This window comes from Alteromonas portus, assembly GCF_005117025.1.
Lineage (GTDB): Bacteria > Pseudomonadota > Gammaproteobacteria > Enterobacterales > Alteromonadaceae > Alteromonas > Alteromonas portus.
The window spans coordinates 174,432-192,168 of the sequence record NZ_SWCO01000007.1 but is presented as its reverse complement, the minus strand read 5'-3'; the positions used below and the strand labels follow the sequence as shown (position 1 = coordinate 192,168).

Below are 17,737 nucleotides of genomic sequence, written 5' to 3'. Positions count from 1 at the left end.
ATGCAGCGCGGATTTACGCTTATCGAAATACTGATTGCTATGGCCATATTCACCCTAATTGGGCTTGCATCAACAGGTCTACTCACCACAGTTATCGACAGCAATGACATTTCAGAAGAGCGTTTTGCAAAACTTCAATTATTGCAGCGTGCCATGATCACGATTGAGCGAGACCTACAACAAGCAGTGCCTCGCGCAGCAAGGGTGAACGGAGAAAAGCAAGACGTAGTTATGTCAGGTGGTGAAACCGACGACAGTGACGATGACGGCATTGGCTTTGTGCGCGGAGGGTGGCACAACCCTCAGTTAATGTTGCCACGAAGCACCCTACAATTTGTGGCCTATAGACTAAAAGAAAATAAACTGGAACGCCTTTACAGCAACTATGTGGATAATGTCATAGGCTACGAGCCCAAAGTCCGTGTATTGCTAGAGGATGTAGAAAGTTTAAAAATTGAATTTCTCGCCACCGCTAACAGTAGTTCGTTAGATGAAGACGAAGACTTGTCGTGGAACGAAAGTTATAAAGGGGCTGCACTACCGCGTGCGGTGGCCATTGAGTTTGTCAGTAAAGACTTCGGAAAAATACGCAGAGAATTTACCTTAACCACGGGTGAATCTTCATGACAGTTCAAAATACTCAGCGCAAGACGATAACACCACCCGCTAAGCAGCAAGGCGTGGCATTAATGATTGTGCTCATGATAGTAGCCTTGGTGGCGGTATTAGCCACAGAAATGGGTACACGCTTGCAGCTTCAGGTGCAGCGTACAATGAACTTAAAAGACAACAACCAAGCCTACTGGTACGCCATGGGAGCCGAGGCCTTTGCACGCAAGTCTATTCAGTCTTTAATAGAAGAAAGCCCGGAGGTGATTTCTATAGATCAGCCTTGGGCACAAGAATTCAGTTATCCTTTAGAAAATGGTGGCCTAACCGCTAACTTAGACGATTTGCAAGCCTGTTTTAATTTAAACGCGATTACGTCGGGCAGTGCAGGAGGCACTGGCAATAACAGCGGTACCAGCAGCAGTGGGGCGAGTAACACCACAGAAGCCATGGACGCTTTTCACGCCATGTTGCTATCACTTAGCGTTGATGGGTTAGACAACTATACCGCAGACACCTTACGGGACAGTTTAGCCGACTGGGTCGACGAAGATGACAGAATGCGTCCTTACGGTGCGGAAGACAGCGAATACGAGTCCAGAGAGTTTCCTTACCTTGCGGCTAATGGACCACTGGCATCAAAAAGTGAATTGCGTATTATTAACGGTGTATCACCACAGTGGCTAGACGCCTTGCTGCCATTAGTTTGTGTGATCCCGGATTACAATGAGTTGAAAATTAACGTCAACACATTAGAAGAAGAAGATGCACCATTACTTGCAGGCCTAACAGGGTTAGATATTCAGCAGGCCGCAAGTTTGATTAGCAGTCGCCCGCAAAACGGCTGGGACGATACCAATGCATTTTTAAGCGAGCCCTCTATTCAAGCGCTTAACTTAACAAGCTCTCGACAAGATTGGTTTTCGGTTAAAACTGAATATTTTATGTTGCATACAAAAACACAGTACAACAAAGCAACCTTTAAGCTTTCCACCGTGTTTCACGTTAATGCCGATACTGGCGTTAGCATTGTGAATCGCGAGTTTGGGGGAACCTATTGATGGAACAACTCTTGGTGCGTTTAGGCGCCAACCATACAGACCCAATTAGCTGGCTCGTTTATTCGCGTACCGAAGATGAAATAATTGCATCGGGCGAGCTACCTAATGCAGAAGCCTTATCTTCGCTGACCGAACGTGCGGGCCAACGCAGTGTTATTGCACTAGCACCTAGCAGCGAAATTTTACTCAAATGGGTTGAGCTGCCGCCTAAAGCTGGCCGCAAGATTATTTCAGCTATCCCGTTTATGCTAGAAGACGAGCTTGCTACCGACATTAGCCAGCAGTTTTTTGCCTTTGGCCCTAAGCGAGGTGATGAGCAGGCCGTTGCAGTAGTTAGCCATGAAAAAATGGAACTGTGGCAATCTTGGTTAAGCGAAGCAGGGTTATTCTGCGACACCATTATTCCTGATGTACTCGCAGTGCCTGTCACCGAAAACGGTTGGTCAGTACTCACATTAGGTGAGCAGCTTCTCGTTCGACAAGACACATTTAAAGGCGTGCAGGGTGAAGCAACCTGGTTACTGCCAACTCTTGTCCATTTTACTGCACAACAAGAAGACCCCATAACTATTACTAATTATGCGGGTATCGATTTAAGCAGTTTACCAAATATTGAAGAAGCACAGGCACCTTTAGAGCTACCTATGCAGGTACTGGCAAAAGAGGCGATGCAAAGCAGCTTTAACTTGTGTCAAAACGAATACAAGATTAAACGCAAGCGCAGCGGCGTGCTTAGTCAGTGGCGAGTTGCGGCGGTGTTGGCGGTGCTTGCATTATGTACCAGCCTTATCGATAAAGGGGTTTCTCTTTACCAGCTTAAAGCGCAAAATCAGGCGTTAAGCAATGAGATCAATACCGCAGTGAAAGCTGGCTTTCCTAATATTGGCACCTATCGCAACGTGCGATTAAAGCTACAAAGTGAGCTTGCCAAATTAGAACAAGGTGGAGGCAGTGCCTCTATGCTTATTATGCTTGACCAACTCGCACCGGCTTTTGCGGCCACCGAAGTGAAACCTCAAACATTGCGCTTTGACGCCACCCGCACTGAAATTCGCATTCAAGCGCAGGGTAAAAACTTCGAAGCGTTAGAGCAATTTAAACGCACAGCAGAAGGCGCAGGTTTCGCTGTAGAGCAGGGCGCCATTAATAACAGAGACAATGGTGTAGTGGGGACAGTGTCTGTAAGGAGTACCCTATGAACGCACTATTAGAAAAGTACAAAGCGCTTACTGAACGCGAGCAAAAGCTAGTTCTTATTTCAGCGGTACTAATGGTAATTGCGCTATTTTATTTCGCCGTTTGGTCGCCGCTTAATGCTGCTTTAGATAAACAGAAACAGCTTCTCGACAACCAGCAATCACTGCTGGTTTGGGTAAAAGACAGTGCTGCAAGAGCGCAGCAACTACGCCTCAGTAGCGGTGGAAAGCGTACTTTTTCTGGTTCGTTACCACAAGCGGTAAACCGCACTACTGCTCAACACGACATTGCTATTTCTCGTATGCAGCCACAGGGCGACGAGCTTCAAGTGTGGGTTGATCAAGCGCCGTTTAACAGTGTTTTAGAATGGCTTAAAGCTATGGAAAATATGGGCGTGATTATTCTTCAAGCCGATATTGCCGAGGCCGATGCGCCGGGCTATATCAAAATTCGCCGATTACAATTAGGTAAAGCATGAAGTCAAAAGTTATTTGGATTATAGGGGGCGTTATTGCTTTCTTGTTGTTTGCCATTGCCTACATGCCCGCTGTTCACGTTATTGGTCGCATTGCATTACCTAGCAATGTAGCTGTTAGTGATGTTAGCGGCACCTTGTTTTCAGGCAAGGCGCAAACTGTAGTGGTTAATGGCCTGCCTATTAACAACGTCAAGTGGGATCTAAGCCCCTTACACATGTTAATAGGTAAAATTAAATTAAACCTTAAAGCAGGTAATATACGCGATAAAAACGATATTGCTTTTGAAGGACCAATTACCACAGGGCTTTTCAGTCAAAAGACGGTAAATACCGAAAACTTCACGCTGTATTTGCCGGTAGACCGAGTGCTTGCACAAGTTCGCCTTCCGCTGCCAGTTAATGCGGGCGGGCGTTTTAAAGTTAAGCTTAATAATTTAACCTTTGGCCCAGCTTGCCAATCGTTAAACGGCACCGGAGATTGGCTAAACGCGACGGTTGCAGGTACACAGGGCCCCATTGATTTTGGCACTTATTCTGCAAAGCTGCGTTGTGAAGGCGATGACATTGGAATACTAGTAAGCGAGCCAAACTTACTAAGCTTGTCGATGGACGCGGTTATCCCAACTACGATGAAAAATATTCGTGTGAGTGGTAAATTTAAGCCGGACGACAGCTTACCGCAAGAAGTCCATCAGGCTGCACGATTGTTTGGTGCGCCAGATAGTAGCGGCTACATTGCGATTAAGCTGTGATGCATAGCATAAACTATATATAGAATTTTTAGGTCACCAACGTACTCAACGTTTGTGACCAAAGGAACTGGGAACACTTTTTAACAAAGGATTGTAATAATGAACAAACCTCTTCTAGCTGGCGCGGGCGTAACTTTGGTTGCACTTGGCGTCGCCCCCTATTTTATTGGTACAAACGTTCACGAAAATGTTAACGCCGCCGTAAACGAAATTAACCAACAAGCCGTTTATTCTGCAGAGGTACTTTCGTACGACAAAGGCTGGTTTTCGACACATGCAGAAGTCAAACTCGCTTTTGATTTTAAAGCTCTTTTTAATGCGCAAAATGTCGATCAGTCAGAAATGCCAATGGAAGAGAACCCTAGCATAACTGCTAAGCTGGTTGCTCATCACGGACCGGTATACTTTGGCGATGGCTTAGGGTTAGGCCGCGTTCACTATACGGTGTCTATTGATGGAGATGAGTTAAGAGAATACATTCAGTGGGATGGACAACAGCCAATCTATCGCAACGAAGGCGTAGTTGGTTTATTTGGTGGACTAAGCTACGCAGATGTTATTCCAGCGCTTAGCGCGACCGCCGAGGAAGAGGGGTTTACACTGCTTTTCTCTGGTTATGCGGGTGAAGCTGAGCCTAATGGTGACAAAACTTTGTATACGTCGTCGGGTGAATCGCTAAGCATAAGTGCAGATGAATTTTCCGTAGAGATGAAAAATCTGTCTATGGATATGAACTATGACGGCGATATGGTGGCAGCGTTCAAGGGTGACTTATTTGAATCTACTGGTAAGGCTCTTATTGAAAGTATAGAAATTTCTAGCATTGAGCCAGGTGCGACAGTTAAGGTTGAGAACCTAGCTTTTGCTACCGACGTCAAGATTGACGAAGACAATAACACTGCCAATGTCTACGTAGAATACGCTGTCGACCAAGCCGTGGGCCCTGAGTTTGATGCTACAGACATGGTGTTAGGCCTTGCCATTAATAACTTAGATATCGACTTCATTAAGGCTTATCAGGATTTTAGCAACACTTCACTGATGGTACCCTCTGAAGAGGTTCCAGCAAAAATGATGGAATTTATTGAGGCTAACCTGCTTACTCAACTAAAAGCGGAGCCTGAGTTTAACATTACCACGCTAAAAGCGACCTTACCTGAGGGCTCATTCAATGCCCACGCAAATACTAAGCTTGTTGGCATTGATGCCTTGCCTGGCACAATGGAAGATGTAGCTTATTGGGTAACGCATTTACTAGCTGATGCCCAAATAACGGCAGACAAGGCTTTCGCGCAAAGCGTAGCGTCTGGATACATGATGGGCCAATTAATGGCGACGCCACAAGCACAAAACATGACAGCAGAAGAACTTGAAGCAGCAGTAGAGCAGCAAACGCCAATGATGCTAAGTACCTTTGCTCAGCAAGGCTTGATAAAAGAGACAGAGCAAGGTTATGAGACAAAGCTGGAGCTTAAAGATGGCAAAGCCAGCGTAAACGGTACACCTATTCCATTGCCGTTTGCCCCTCAGTAATAATCAGGGCCATACTAAAAAGGCAGAGATAAAAAATGCAGGGCATGATGCTCTGCACTTTTTTTAAAGTAAGGTGTGAAAGTGCATCTTACTTTCCATTTCTTAGTGAGTAACGAAAACCATCACTCTAAATACATCACCTCCCCTTATTCTTGCTCAGTCAAGGTGATGTTCATTAAGTCTTCAGCGGCATATACCCTACCTTCAGCCACAACAGCGATCGCTTCAGTAAGCGCATTAAGACCAGGTTCACTGCGCTTCATTATATGAGACAACACTATTTGCTTAGCGTTTGACTGCGCGGCAATATCGATAATTTGAGTCGGCGTCATATGAAGGTTTTTAGCAATTTGACCCGCGTTATCACCTATAGCATTGTGCAACACTAAAAGGTCTGCGTTTTTAGAAAAGCGTGCAAGGTTTCCTTGTTTATCATTGGTATCACCTGAAAATACCGCCTCGCAGCCATTGGCCCTGACCTTCCACGCCAATGCCGGGATAGGCCCGTGATTCACTGTCATTGCCTCAACACTGACGCTATCGTTTACATCACGTTTAAACGGCTGCTCGAAGGTTGTAGTCCCGATGTTTTCCGTGGATATCGTATAGTCATCCTGACCTTCTACAGTGTAAGAAGATAAATATTTAAACGCGCCTTCTTCGCCAATTAACGACGACACATAAGTACGGGTAGATGGCATAGTGTCGTTACCATCAGGCCCCATTATTTTAAGATTCTTCTCGCGATCAGTGAAATAGCCACCTTTCACAAAGTTTGGCAAATCGGCACTGTGATCGGTGTGTAAGTGGGAAAGCAAGATAACATCTAACGATTCAAACGACGCTCCGGACGCACCAAACTGAACACTGCTTCCACTGCCAGCATCTACCAATACGCGGGCTTTACCATCTATCCAAACCACATAGGCACTAGATGTTCTGCCGTCATCTAATTCAGGGCCGCCTGAACCTAATATTTGCACTGAAACGTCATGACACCCCATAGAACCGGTGCTTAGGTTGGCATTGTCTGATGTAGGTGCGGGTTCAGACAACGGCTGCGCTAAAGCCGAGAACGATAGAATAGCAGAGGTTGTTAAAGCGCAAAAAAACGCAGTTTGTATGCTACCGCGCGGTTTGTCCTGCCTTGTAAACACAATGCCTGATCTTGCATTGCTTAACCGTTCATTTATTACCGTCATAACCATCGCCTTATGTTATTCCCTAGTGATTAATACATAGATATTTGATTAAAAGACCGTTTGCCAGGACAAAACCATTCAGCGTAATCGACTGCGCACTGTTTTTTAGCCTGACTGTTTTTAATCAAATAGGCTTCTAATCACATAGACTTTGCTGTACGACTATCTTAATGAACTAGGAATACGGTAAAACAAAGAAAGGCGAACCTAAGCTCGCCTTTCTTTTCGTTGCTTCTTACCGAAGTGCACTACTCGGCCGATTTTTCAGCAACCATGATAGTTTTGATATTAACGAACTCGCGCATACCATAACCACCGTGTTCACGACCATAGCCGCTGTCCTTAACACCACCGAAAGGCAGATTTGGCTGAGCGAGTGAATAGCCATTAATATTTACCATTCCTGTATCAAATTCATCTTTCGCCAACGCAATGGCTTTATCAGTATCTGTACTGAAAATACCACCGCCTAAGCCATAGCGTGAATCGTTGGCGACTTCCATTGCCTGCTTATCGTCTCGGGCACGGATCAACGATGCAACAGGGCCGAACAACTCATCGTCGTAGGCAGGCATACCTGACGACACGTTTTCAAGTACGGTCACCGGATAAAAGTAACCATCAGAATCTGGAATTTCCCCACCAAGAGTTAGCGTAGCGCCGTTTTCAATCGACTTTTTCACTTGATCATGAAGTTCATCGCGCAAGTCTTCTCTCGCCATTGGGCCTAAGTCGGTGTTCTCATCGGTAGGATCACCAACTTTAAGCTTCTTACACTGTGCTACGAACTTGTCACGGAATTCGTCATAGACACTGTCCACAATAACAAAGCGTTTAGCGGCTACGCAGGTTTCACCGTTATTAATAACGCGACCCTGTATGCACATTTCCACCGCATGGTCGATGTCTGCGTCTTCTAACACAAGGAAAGCATCATTACTGCCGAGTTCCATTACAGTTTTCTTCGATAAACTCGCTGCTTCTTTTGCTACTTGCTTACCTACTTCATCACTACCGGTGAAGGTAACACCGCGCACGTATTTGTGCTTAATTAACTCACTTGCCGTACTGCCATCGATAAGCAGCGACTGATATACATTTTTTGGAAAACCAGCATCTTCATACATTTGCTGAATAGCTTGCGCCATACCAAACACGTTTTTGGCGTGCTTCAGTACTGTCGTGTTACCCGCCATGATGTTCGACACGCTATAGCGAATAACTTGGTACAGCGGAAAGTTCCATGGTTGGATCCCAAGGATAACGCCAATAGGTTGATACGTAATGATTGCACGGCCGCCCTCAAAAATGCGATGTTCGTCTTCTAATATTGAAGCCCCGTGCTCGGCCGTATAGCGGCATATTTCAGCGCATAACTGCACTTCTTGCTTTCCTTGCGCGGTAACTTTACCCATCTCCCGAGTCATCAGGCTAGCGAGGTCGTCAATTCGCTCTTCCATCAAATTAGCAAGGTTATTAAATAAATCTGCGCGGGTTTCAAATGACGTACGACGCCAGTTCAAATAAGCTTCTTGTGAACGGGTAACCGCTTGTTCGGCGTCCTCTACTGACATCAAATGATAATGATCGATCTTTTCACCTGTAGCAGGGTTGTAGGTATTGATTGTCTCACTCATTGTCACTCTCCTTATTCCGTTTGGTCTAAAAGAAGTGCAACTACAAAGCCAAGGTAGCAGAAAAGATTTTTAGCATGATTTTCAATAAGATACAGATATCTTAAAGAAAGCATGGTAGGATATATTAGAAAGATCCCAGAAAAGATTACCTATTGAGGTAAAGATTTCAGAGCACCGTTGCGGTCGCCCTAATAAGCCTTCTTAAGTGTGAATACCCGTGTAACACGTCGTTTGAAAGCGGTGTGAAGCGTCTGTTTGTTGCACACCGCTGTGCGCTTCAATCTAATCAGTGTATAAGTCTGGAAAATGAAACTTCGCCATGGCGAGAGTCAGCGCTACTTCATAAACACTTTGTCGCGAAGCATGATTAAGGGTAAGCAAACCAATAGCCCCCCCTTTTTGCTTTATATTCACCGTATCAAAAAGCTTATCCATAACTGGGCCAAGTTCTTCGCCACGTTGCAACGCTTGATACACGCTAACAGGTAACGGCAAACTCGCACTTCGGGTTACCGACCAGTGACCTTCGTGATATATCGCCACATAGGCAAAGGTAGCGGGACCGTCTTCAAATACATCCACGCCACCTTCAATTGCCACGTACCACGCATCTGTGAGACCACCTTGATGATGAGCCAGCATGGCCTTCTCGCGATTGATGGCGCCCAAACGCGTTTCATCTTCATTCATTGGCTGGTCAGGTACGCCGCTTGGCACAGCCATCCCTTGGGCGTCAAAATCGTGCTCTAGTGTGTCGGAAAGCGTATTGAGCGCAGCGTTTATTTTTACCGGATTCAGCGAGCCTACAAAAATTGTGTCAGAAACCATTTGCTATTGTCCTTTAAAAACGTCCATTCAGAGCAGTACCAACAGGGTTCTGCTTAATGTCATCTAGCATTAAACGGTAGTCGCGTACCGCTGGAAACTCACTGATATTGCGATTTGGCAAAGTGCTATCAGGGTTATCGACAGCAAGCAAATGTTTGATACCGTATGTCTTTGCCGCATTCAAAATTGGCAGTGAGTCATCGACAAATAAGGTGCGATGAGCATCGAACTTGACCCGTGCCTGTAACCTTTCCCATAGCAGCTGAGACTCTTTGGTTACGCCGAACTCGTGGGTCGAGATAAGGTTGTCGATATGCGCATCGAGTTGGGTGTGCTCTAACTTTAGTGCCAAACTGTTTGGGTGCGCATTGGTCACTAATACAACCTGTCTGCCCGAGTCATGAAGGGCATCAAGGAAGGGAATGGTATCGTCGCGAAGGGCAAGTAAATGGGCCAGTTCCCGCTTCAGCGGCATAAACTCATTTTCTAGGTCCATTTCAAGGCATTCAGCCCAGTAGTCTAAGCAATACCATTGAATTTGCCCAAATACTGATTCATATCGCGCGGTCATTTCACGCTGACTCTGCGCCTCTGAAATGCCTCTTATCTGTGCTAACCGTTTAGGTAAATGATGTAGCCAAAACTGGTTGTCGTAATGAAGGTCCAGCAAAGTGCCGTCCATATCCAGCAGTACAGTTTCTATTTCATTCCAGGGCAGAAAGGGCAAGCGATTTTCCTTATAATGAAGTAAGCTAAGAAATTGTATACAAGTATGATAACAAAGTTGTAGCGAGAGACATGCCAAAAATTGATCCGAACAAACCGTTACCACACATTCATTCTCGTGAAATCGTTGCGCAAAGCAAATTCTTTAGGGTAGAACGCTTAGACCTTGAGTTTTCAAACGGCGCTACCCGTGAATTCGAGCGGATGGCTGGCGGAAATAGAGGCGCAGTAATGATAGTGCCTATGCTTGATGAAAACACCATGGTGTTAATTCGCGAATATGCAGCCGGCACACACTCGTATCAATTAGGCTTCCCAAAAGGCTTAATAGACCCAGGCGAAACTGCCATTGAAGCGGCTAACCGCGAGTTGCAGGAAGAAGCTGGCTTCGCAGCTAATGAACTTGTAGAGCTTCACAAAGTGAGCATGGCTCCTACCTTTTTCAATGCCAATATGACTATCGTATTGGCCCGCGACTTGTATCCAAAACAGCTTGAAGGCGATGAACCTGAGCCTCTTGAGGTGATTCACTGGCCTTTAGATAACGCAGATGCTTTACTTGCACGAGAAGACTTTGTAGAAGCACGCTGTATAGCCGCGCTGTTTTTAGCTCAAAAGTGGTTTAAGGAACAATAAACAATGCCCGACGACGCCCATGCCGACCTACTAGAACTTGCGAAAGAAATTGCCATTGAAGCTGGTGAAGCCGTATTAGAAGTGTACGATAAAGGTGAGTTTGACGCTTATCAAAAAGAAGACGAATCTCCCGTTACCAGCGCTGATTATTTGGCAAACGACATTATCAACAAGCGCTTACAAGCCGCGACACCTGATATCCCAATTCTCTCAGAAGAAAACAAACACGCAAGTTTAGAAGAGCGAAAGCATTGGCCTCGATACTGGTTGATCGATCCCATCGACGGAACCCAAGAATTCATCGCCAGAAGCGGAGATTTTGCAGTAAACATTGCGCTAATAGAGAACAACGAGCCTACCATAGGCGTTATCTTTTGGCCGCCAGGGCAGTCACTATATTACGCGCAAAAAAGCAAAGGTGCGTTTAAGTCATCACCTGATGGCGATCACCCAATAAGTGTACGCAAGCTAGACGACCCTAAAAATAGTGTGGTGATGATTGCAATAAGCCGCCGTCAGTCGCGAGAAAAAGTGCTCAGCAGAATGTGCGCAAAGCGGGTTTACCATACCCTTCCGCTGGGAAGCTGTTCACTGAAAGCATGTTTTATTGCTGAAGGAAAAGCTGACGTATTCATGCGCATTGGTATAACTGGCGAGTGGGACACTGGCGCATCGCAATGTATTGTCTCTGAAGCTGGCGGAAGTATTGCCGCTGCCAACTTCGAACCTCTTACCTATAATCAACGTCATTCGCTAGAGAACCCAGATTTTGTGGTAATGGGCGATCAAAGGGTGCCATGGCAAGATGTAGTCCAGTATGATGACTTCGTAAACCCACATCAGCACTAGCGCGTAATAATTTACTTAGCGCAGTGTATAAACCTACGTATAATAGCGTAGTAATGTTGCTGGGCCACATTACTCTGGTAGTGGTTAAATCAAGCCAGATGGAACCAAAAAGTAAAAGGAGTAACCTATGATGACTACACGTATTCGCACGTTGTCTGCAGCATTGCTCGCATGTGGGCTAGCATTTCCCGCCGCAGCCGATTGGTCAATAGACGGCGAAACAAGTGCATTACATTTCTTATCAACTAAGAATGCACAAGTCACTGAAGTACATAAGTTTGATAACTTTGATGGTACGCTGTCTGACAGTGGCAAACTTAGCGTAGCGGTAGACTTATCGTCAGTAAATACGGCTATTGATATTCGCAACAAGCGCATGCAAGAAATGCTGTTTAATGTGAGTAAATTTGCACAAGCGACATTTGAAGCCAACTTACCTGAGTCGATGACGAACCTTAAACCGGGCCAAGTTGTTAACGGGAAGGTAGACGGTATTTTAATGTTGCACGGAAAAGCCGTTCCTACATCGTTTTCTGTTAAGGCGAGTAAAGTAGACGACGATACATTAACTGTATCTACTACAGCTCCTACACTTATTAAAGCAGAGTCTTTCGGCCTTGCTGAAGGCGTAGCTGCGCTGCAAAAAATTGCAGGGCTTAAGAGCATAACCACAACAGTACCCGTGACGTTTTCCGTCACGTTTACTCAGTAAAATAGTGTTATTGCTGCCGTTTATCTTTAAAAGCTAGGCGGCAGGTAAATGAACCCAATAAGAAACCGCACTTATGTGCGGTTTCTTATTTATAGAGCTGCCATTAACCTATTACGCACTTTTTGGAAGTCTGTGTCGCATAGGCAATGGCTTTTGACTTAGAACTTGCTCCGGCATGATCTGCCACACGTTATCAGGAAGCGCAGGTACTTCTGCCTTGTGCTGTGAGATAGCAAAATACCCCATTGCAACACGTAAACGCTTAAGTGCTTTACACTCATTCACTTCCTGGTCAATGACAAACACGCCCCATTTACGCATTGCTATGCCCAGTTTGTCACTGCTTGTTAAGCGAATAACCGGCGCCGCTAGCACCATGCCTACCAACACTGGTAACAACCACATAAATAGCGACGGGGTAAAGTAGAAAGTAGTTACGCCCCACGCTACCGCTAAACAGCTCATAATTTGCGTGTGTTTAATGGCGACTTTCCAAGGCACCTTGCGCCCTTCACGTTCTTGCGCTTCCCATTTAACAGAGTGACCGACAAAAACACTAATCACAAAATAACTGTGATAGAACATCATTAACGGCGCAATAAGCACAGCCATAGTTAACTCAATTGCTGCCCCTTTAAGTAGAGACCACGCGCCACCAAATTCGCTACGACGTTTAATCAGGGCTAAGGTGATACCTAACAGTTTAGGCAAAAATAGTAAGGCCGCCGTACCCCACATGGTTACCATCATCATGTCTTGGCGCGCTACCTGCCAACTAGGGAACAGCTGATATTCAGACACAAAGAACTCAGGCACTGACGTGGCGCGGATTAACGCATCTGCCGTACCTAGCGCCAACATGCAAAATAATATAAGTGAAGAAATATACGCAAACGCACCAAATAAAAAGTGCAGGCGGTTTGCCATTTTAAGACCTTTTACGTTCAATAGCCCTAAATGCTGTATGTTGCCCTGCACCCAACGACGATCGCGAATAGCGTAGTCAACAATGTTACTTGGCACTTCTTCATAGCTGCCCGTAGTGTCGGTAAGCAAGTAGGCCTGCCAGCCAGCACGGCGCAAAAGCGCAGCCTCAACAAAGTCGTGGCTTAATATTTCGCCGCCAAAAGGAGCGCGCCCTTCAAGGGTAGGTAGCCCGCAATGCTGCATGAACGGTGCAATACGAATAATAGCATTGTGCCCCCAATAGTTCGCACTGTCCGTTTGCCAAAACGATAAGCCAGTTGCCAACATTGGGCTATACAGGTGCGCAGCAAACTGCACAAAACGACCAAAGAAGGTGTTTTGACGTACCGGCATTGGAATGGTCTGCACTAGCGCCGTATCGGGGTTTTGCTCAATACGACGCGCCAAGTCTTGCATGCGCTCTCCAGTCATTACGCTGTCGGCATCTAATACAATCATTGACTCGTAATTTGCGCCCCAGCGTTCGCAAAACTCTTTGAGGTTACCCACTTTTCTGTGTAGGTTTTGTTCGCGACGACGATAAAACACTTGGCTAGAGAAGGCACCTAAACGCTTTTTCAAACGGGTAAAGGCACGTAGCTCTGCATCCGCTTTTTCCGTATCACGGGTGTCGCTAAGCATGAAAAAGTCGAATTTCGAACTGTTTTCACTTTCCATCAGCTCGCGAATACAAGCTTCAAACCCTACCATGATCCGGCGGGTATCTTCGTTATAAACCGGCATAACCACGGCGTGCTTTTGCGTTAATAGCGCAGTAGCATCAGGCTGAGATTGATTTCTGCGCAAGCTTAGCGGGTCAATGTTAAAAAGCTGCAAAAAGAAACCAATAATGCCTGTCCAAAATGCCATGCACAGCCAAGCAAACAGGGTAAGCCCCAACCCCAACTGTGCGATCTCTAAGTTAGTAAGGCCGTTAGGTAAAAAGATTTCGTATAAACTCCAACCGGCCAATGCCGTACTTGGAATAACTAGCATTGCCATGATAAACAAACGCATATGCTCTCCTTTTAAGATGAAGTGTGAGGCACTTGCAGTGCCATCACTTTTAACCTGAGGCACGGCTTTAGCCTCGTCCGATGATGATGTAATCGTGTGATTATTTTGGCTGGTAGACATAATTCCAAACCTCACTCACACGCTTACCGTCTTTCTCAATGTAAGCGCGCATATCTACCGTTTGCTTTTCTTTTGGCTTAACAAAGAAAGTGGCACGCCATTCTTGTCCGTCAGCAACAGGGTAAAGTCTCTGCTGAGAAATCGTGCCGTTAGTGCCCTGTACCACCAGCTTCATCGACTCGTTATCAAAAGCAACGGCAGAAGGCGCGCTAAAATCTACGTTGAACTGCCGCGTCGTATTTAAACTGTCGTTTTTGAACTCGTCACCCGGCAACACAGCCTTGCCTTGGCGGGTACGTACTACTGAGGCTAATTCACTGACAAAAGGGTTCTGTTCTACCGTTTTAAGCTCATAAGCAAAATACAGAGATTCACCCGACTTAAACGGCTTTTCAGGCGTCCAAAATGCCACAATGTTGTCGTGGATCTCAGACTTAGTAGGAATTTCAACAACTTCTAATCGGCCTTTCTCAAAACCAGCTTCTGGGGTAACCCAAAGTCCTGGACGTATATGGTAGTTGGCCTCAGCATCGAGATAATTTCCCCATTCTCCGTCGCGCTGAAGCATGCCAAATCCTTTTGGATTAGTGTCGCTAAGTGACGTTACTTGAAGACGTGCAGGATTAGTGATGGGTCGCCATATCTCTTCGTCAGCGTGCGTTACCATAAGTACGCCGTCACTGTCGTGCACTTCTGGGCGATAGTCGTCATGGCGCTTTTCTGTGTTTTCGCCATACAAAAACATACTGGTAAATGGCGCAATACCTAGCTTGTTTACGTCATCTCTGGCAAATAACCAGCTCTCAACTTTTACACGGGTGTCGATATCAGGCTGAATAACAAATTTGTATGCGCCAGCTACAGAAGGGCTCTCAAGGCGCGCATAAATAGTGATGGGTTGACCCTCACTTGGTTCAATAATCCAAAATTCAGTGAAATGAGGGAACTCTTCACCTTTGGCCAAGGCTGTATCGATAGCAAGACCCCGTGCCGAGATACCATAAACTTGATTTTTACCTACAAGACGGAAGTACGATGCCCCTAAAAATACGGCAAATTCATCTTTATACTCTTCGTTCTTAATAGGATAGTGAACACGAAATCCAGCAAACCCTGACTTGTCGTCTGTCAACCCTGCTAATCCCGACGCGGTTCCGTCGTAGTTAAACATGTTACTGTCAAAGGCTAAGCGCTCAGGCTTGTTGCTTTCATCAATTGTGTGAATTGTGACGGGGTATTCATATAAAAAACCCGGATGAAAAAATTGTAGTTCGTAATCATTCTCGCCATGCCAAAGACTCTGCTCGGGCTTAAAGCGAATTGAACGATAAGCAGTGTAATCAATTTCTTTGAGCTTACTGTTTAGTCCGTGATCGTCCTGCTCGTAACTCTCTGTCGCTGACTGACGTGCAGCATCAATAATTGACTGAAGAACCGGCGATGCTTTTTGAGGCTGATTATCGTTGTTAACCTCAACTGCACCGGCTTGTTGAAACGCAAACAATGCGATGACGCTGCTCATCGCTAAAAGAAGGTGTGACAGCTTATTGCGCTGACGCACATTCGTTTGTAAATCTTTACCGAAAATTGAAACTGGCTTAGCCATTTGTCCTCTCCTTATGAAAACAATGGTTATCCAGATGGCCACCACACCCTTTTACTGCCTTGCTACATATTACTGTTAACAGTGAGTCTGTTACTTAAGATGCAAATCTAAAAAAAAGGGGCTGATTGAAACCATGCGAGAAAGGCGCTCTATTCCTTTCTTTGTTCACTGGCATCGCGGATATCGCGAAAGCCGAATTCCTTGCCTAATGGCTTGAGTGAACGTTGGATAACTCATAATGACTTGAGCAAAAGCTGTTCCAACACGAATAAAGCGGCAATATTTTTTATAATTACTTTTATTTACAGTGATTTACATTTCATGTTGTTAGAAGTCGGTCATGATTACCTTGTTGTAAATTTGTCCGATGAGTTAGACAAAAGGTTAACTGTTGTTTTTTAGAGACAGTTGAAGGTGCCAATATGCTTGGGTTTTAAAACCATTCAGTAATTTTACTCAGTGAGGCATCACTCGCTTACTTTTCCTGTAACAATTTTATCTTTATTAATTAGTTAGATAGATAAATTGCGCTGCACATGCTCAATCGCTTTTCACGAAGTTGGCAAACGCTTTGCTATTCATCATGTTGATAAATTTATCGGACACTATTTCTTAACGGAAATAAAAAAGATGACATAAAGGCGAGTTTAGCTTTGTGCTCATCAACTGAGTAACCTTTTGCAGTGTGTCGTAAAGCACTGACTTGCAACACGTTTTGCAAACTGTCTAGAGCGATTGTGTAAAGACTAGAACCATTATGAAAAGGTTAGAGCTTTATAAAGTACCTAGAACGTGTTTAAACAACGAAAACGTTTGCGGTGAACAAGGTGGGTTACTGAACATACTAAGGAGTTATCACATGCGTAAATCAATCACACTTATTGCAGCAGCACTAACAGCGGCAACACTTCCTCTTACAGCAATGGCCGACAAGCCTGACTGGCGTTACGTAGAAGGTGGTTACACCAAAATGGACTTTGACGACAACGAGTCTTTCGAGCCAGACGGTTTAACCGTTAACGGTAAATATCTATTGAACAGCAACTGGTATCTAAACGGCGAGTATAGCTTCTTCGAAGAAGGTAACTTCGATTTTGATATGCTCACACTGGGTGCGGGATACCGCTTACCGGTAAACGCTACGACAGACGCGTATTTTGGTGCCAACTTAGAGCGTATTGACGGAGACGTAAATGACGAAACCGGCTATAGCATTAATGCTGGCCTTCGCTCAATGATTACAGAGCAGGTTGAGCTAGCTGGTGAAGTAGGCTATTACGATGTAGACGACGGCGAAGCGACATTCAAAGTAGGTGCTAACTACTACATCACGCCACAGTGGGCTGTTGGTGCAAACTACAAAGTCATTGATGATTTAGACATTATGCAGGTAACTGCTCGTTACGCGTTTTAAGCCTTCCTCTCCTCAGGTAGGTAGCCGGGTTGCTCGACCCGGCTTTTTTGTGTCTATAATTCTGCAGCTTTGCCCTTTATTCCGTCGCTTCGCTCTCTATTCAGACGCTTCGCCTTTTATTCAGTCGCTTCACCTATTATTCAGCCGCTTCGTCTTTTATTCAGTCGCTTCGCTGGGCTCAATATCTTCTTTTCTTTTTATATCTACACTTTCATGCAGCTCCGAATAGACCAGCACGGCCTCGCCCGACTTGAGCCTATTTAACACTTGCTGAACTTTCACATCTAGCGCAACTTCTTCTGCACCGTAGTCCGTACCCTCTCGCAGCACAAAAGACTCGGCCAGGCTATAAAGCGTATCGGCTTCTAGCGCGTCAATAGGGATTATCATTCAC

At 45.4% G+C, this 17,737-nt stretch carries 17 protein-coding genes; 10 read left to right on the top strand and 7 right to left on the bottom strand.

What is annotated here, in order from left to right; genetic code table 11:
- From gspJ to E5672_RS12510, 6 genes are all read left to right on the top strand, one after another.
- Positions 1-627, top strand: coding sequence for a type II secretion system minor pseudopilin GspJ (gspJ, locus tag E5672_RS12535; RefSeq protein ID WP_136782500.1), 627 nt, complete (start codon positions 1-3; stop codon positions 625-627).
- Positions 624-1,670, top strand: coding sequence for a type II secretion system minor pseudopilin GspK (gene gspK, locus E5672_RS12530; RefSeq protein WP_136782499.1), 1,047 nt, complete (start codon positions 624-626; stop codon positions 1,668-1,670). The genes gspJ and gspK overlap by 4 nt, the downstream gene beginning before the upstream one ends.
- The gene (gene gspL / locus E5672_RS12525; RefSeq protein WP_136782498.1) at positions 1,670-2,869 is read left to right on the top strand and encodes a type II secretion system protein GspL; all 1,200 of its coding nucleotides are present in this window, start codon (positions 1,670-1,672) and stop codon (positions 2,867-2,869) included. The genes gspK and gspL overlap by 1 nt, the downstream gene beginning before the upstream one ends.
- Positions 2,866-3,345 (top strand): type II secretion system protein GspM, encoded by a 480-nt coding sequence (gene gspM / locus E5672_RS12520; RefSeq protein WP_131138122.1) that lies wholly within the window; start codon positions 2,866-2,868, stop codon positions 3,343-3,345. The genes gspL and gspM overlap by 4 nt, the downstream gene beginning before the upstream one ends.
- Positions 3,342-4,097, top strand: coding sequence for a type II secretion system protein N (locus E5672_RS12515; protein ID WP_136782497.1), 756 nt, complete (start codon positions 3,342-3,344; stop codon positions 4,095-4,097). The genes gspM and E5672_RS12515 overlap by 4 nt, the downstream gene beginning before the upstream one ends.
- A 99-nt stretch (positions 4,098-4,196) precedes the next feature.
- Positions 4,197-5,630, top strand: a complete 1,434-nt coding sequence (locus tag E5672_RS12510) for a YdgA family protein (protein WP_136782496.1) — start codon at positions 4,197-4,199, stop codon at positions 5,628-5,630.
- Between the two features lie 146 nt (positions 5,631-5,776).
- Here the strand turns inward: E5672_RS12510 and E5672_RS12505 are convergent, their stop codons facing one another.
- From E5672_RS12505 to yrfG, 4 genes are all read right to left on the bottom strand, one after another.
- On the bottom strand, positions 5,777-6,832 hold the full coding sequence (locus tag E5672_RS12505; RefSeq protein ID WP_136782495.1) for an MBL fold metallo-hydrolase: 1,056 nt from the start codon (positions 6,830-6,832) through the stop codon (positions 5,777-5,779).
- Between the two features lie 248 nt (positions 6,833-7,080).
- Positions 7,081-8,469 (bottom strand): NAD-dependent succinate-semialdehyde dehydrogenase, encoded by a 1,389-nt coding sequence (locus E5672_RS12500; RefSeq protein WP_136782494.1) that lies wholly within the window; start codon positions 8,467-8,469, stop codon positions 7,081-7,083.
- A 282-nt stretch (positions 8,470-8,751) separates the two neighbouring features.
- Positions 8,752-9,297, bottom strand: coding sequence for an inosine/xanthosine triphosphatase (gene yjjX, locus E5672_RS12495; RefSeq protein WP_136782493.1), 546 nt, complete (start codon positions 9,295-9,297; stop codon positions 8,752-8,754).
- Between the two features lie 13 nt (positions 9,298-9,310).
- Positions 9,311-10,024, bottom strand: coding sequence for a GMP/IMP nucleotidase (yrfG, locus tag E5672_RS12490; RefSeq protein WP_136782492.1), 714 nt, complete (start codon positions 10,022-10,024; stop codon positions 9,311-9,313).
- 71 nt (positions 10,025-10,095) lie between these two features.
- Between yrfG and nudE the strand changes: the two genes are divergently transcribed.
- From nudE to E5672_RS12475, 3 genes are all read left to right on the top strand, one after another.
- Positions 10,096-10,659: an ADP compounds hydrolase NudE gene (nudE, locus tag E5672_RS12485; protein ID WP_136782491.1), complete on the top strand. Its 564-nt coding sequence runs from the start codon at positions 10,096-10,098 to the stop codon at positions 10,657-10,659.
- Positions 10,660-10,662: 3 nt separating this feature from the next.
- A complete protein-coding gene (gene cysQ, locus E5672_RS12480) occupies positions 10,663-11,508 on the top strand; it encodes a 3'(2'),5'-bisphosphate nucleotidase CysQ (RefSeq protein ID WP_136782490.1) in 846 nt (281 codons plus the stop codon).
- 127 nt (positions 11,509-11,635) lie between these two features.
- Positions 11,636-12,220 (top strand): YceI family protein, encoded by a 585-nt coding sequence (locus tag E5672_RS12475; protein WP_136782489.1) that lies wholly within the window; start codon positions 11,636-11,638, stop codon positions 12,218-12,220.
- Between the two features lie 111 nt (positions 12,221-12,331).
- Here the strand turns inward: E5672_RS12475 and mdoH are convergent, their stop codons facing one another.
- Positions 12,332-14,323: a glucans biosynthesis glucosyltransferase MdoH gene (gene mdoH, locus E5672_RS12470; protein WP_136782488.1), complete on the bottom strand. Its 1,992-nt coding sequence runs from the start codon at positions 14,321-14,323 to the stop codon at positions 12,332-12,334.
- Positions 14,304-15,929: an OpgD/OpgG family glucan biosynthesis protein gene (locus tag E5672_RS12465; protein WP_136782487.1), complete on the bottom strand. Its 1,626-nt coding sequence runs from the start codon at positions 15,927-15,929 to the stop codon at positions 14,304-14,306. The genes mdoH and E5672_RS12465 overlap by 20 nt, the downstream gene beginning before the upstream one ends.
- 859 nt (positions 15,930-16,788) lie before the next feature.
- Here E5672_RS12465 and E5672_RS12460 point away from each other — a divergent pair.
- Positions 16,789-17,343, top strand: coding sequence for an outer membrane beta-barrel protein (locus E5672_RS12460; protein ID WP_136782486.1), 555 nt, complete (start codon positions 16,789-16,791; stop codon positions 17,341-17,343).
- A gap of 156 nt (positions 17,344-17,499) precedes the next feature.
- Here the strand turns inward: E5672_RS12460 and E5672_RS12455 are convergent, their stop codons facing one another.
- Positions 17,500-17,733: a YheU family protein gene (locus tag E5672_RS12455; protein WP_136782485.1), complete on the bottom strand. Its 234-nt coding sequence runs from the start codon at positions 17,731-17,733 to the stop codon at positions 17,500-17,502.
- Positions 17,734-17,737 lie beyond the last annotated feature (4 nt).

Bases quoted from the DNA above. Each gene is read 5' to 3' on its own strand.
- cysQ (WP_136782490.1), top strand. From the start codon at position 10,663: ATGCCCGACGACGCCCATGCCGACCTACTAGAACTTGCGAAAGAAATT.
- gspM (WP_131138122.1), top strand. From the start codon at position 2,866: ATGAACGCACTATTAGAAAAGTACAAAGCGCTTACTGAACGCGAGCAA.
- E5672_RS12460 (WP_136782486.1), top strand. From the start codon at position 16,789: ATGCGTAAATCAATCACACTTATTGCAGCAGCACTAACAGCGGCAACA.
- gspK (WP_136782499.1), top strand. From the start codon at position 624: ATGACAGTTCAAAATACTCAGCGCAAGACGATAACACCACCCGCTAAG.
- E5672_RS12515 (WP_136782497.1), top strand. From the start codon at position 3,342: ATGAAGTCAAAAGTTATTTGGATTATAGGGGGCGTTATTGCTTTCTTG.
- E5672_RS12500 (WP_136782494.1), bottom strand. From the start codon at position 8,469: ATGAGTGAGACAATCAATACCTACAACCCTGCTACAGGTGAAAAGATC.
- yjjX (WP_136782493.1), bottom strand. From the start codon at position 9,297: ATGGTTTCTGACACAATTTTTGTAGGCTCGCTGAATCCGGTAAAAATA.
- mdoH (WP_136782488.1), bottom strand. From the start codon at position 14,323: ATGTCTACCAGCCAAAATAATCACACGATTACATCATCATCGGACGAG.
- gspL (WP_136782498.1), top strand. From the start codon at position 1,670: ATGGAACAACTCTTGGTGCGTTTAGGCGCCAACCATACAGACCCAATT.
- E5672_RS12505 (WP_136782495.1), bottom strand. From the start codon at position 6,832: ATGACGGTAATAAATGAACGGTTAAGCAATGCAAGATCAGGCATTGTG.
- gspJ (WP_136782500.1), top strand. From the start codon at position 1: ATGCAGCGCGGATTTACGCTTATCGAAATACTGATTGCTATGGCCATA.
- E5672_RS12475 (WP_136782489.1), top strand. From the start codon at position 11,636: ATGATGACTACACGTATTCGCACGTTGTCTGCAGCATTGCTCGCATGT.
- E5672_RS12465 (WP_136782487.1), bottom strand. From the start codon at position 15,929: ATGGCTAAGCCAGTTTCAATTTTCGGTAAAGATTTACAAACGAATGTG.
- E5672_RS12510 (WP_136782496.1), top strand. From the start codon at position 4,197: ATGAACAAACCTCTTCTAGCTGGCGCGGGCGTAACTTTGGTTGCACTT.
- E5672_RS12455 (WP_136782485.1), bottom strand. From the start codon at position 17,733: ATGATAATCCCTATTGACGCGCTAGAAGCCGATACGCTTTATAGCCTG.
- nudE (WP_136782491.1), top strand. From the start codon at position 10,096: ATGCCAAAAATTGATCCGAACAAACCGTTACCACACATTCATTCTCGT.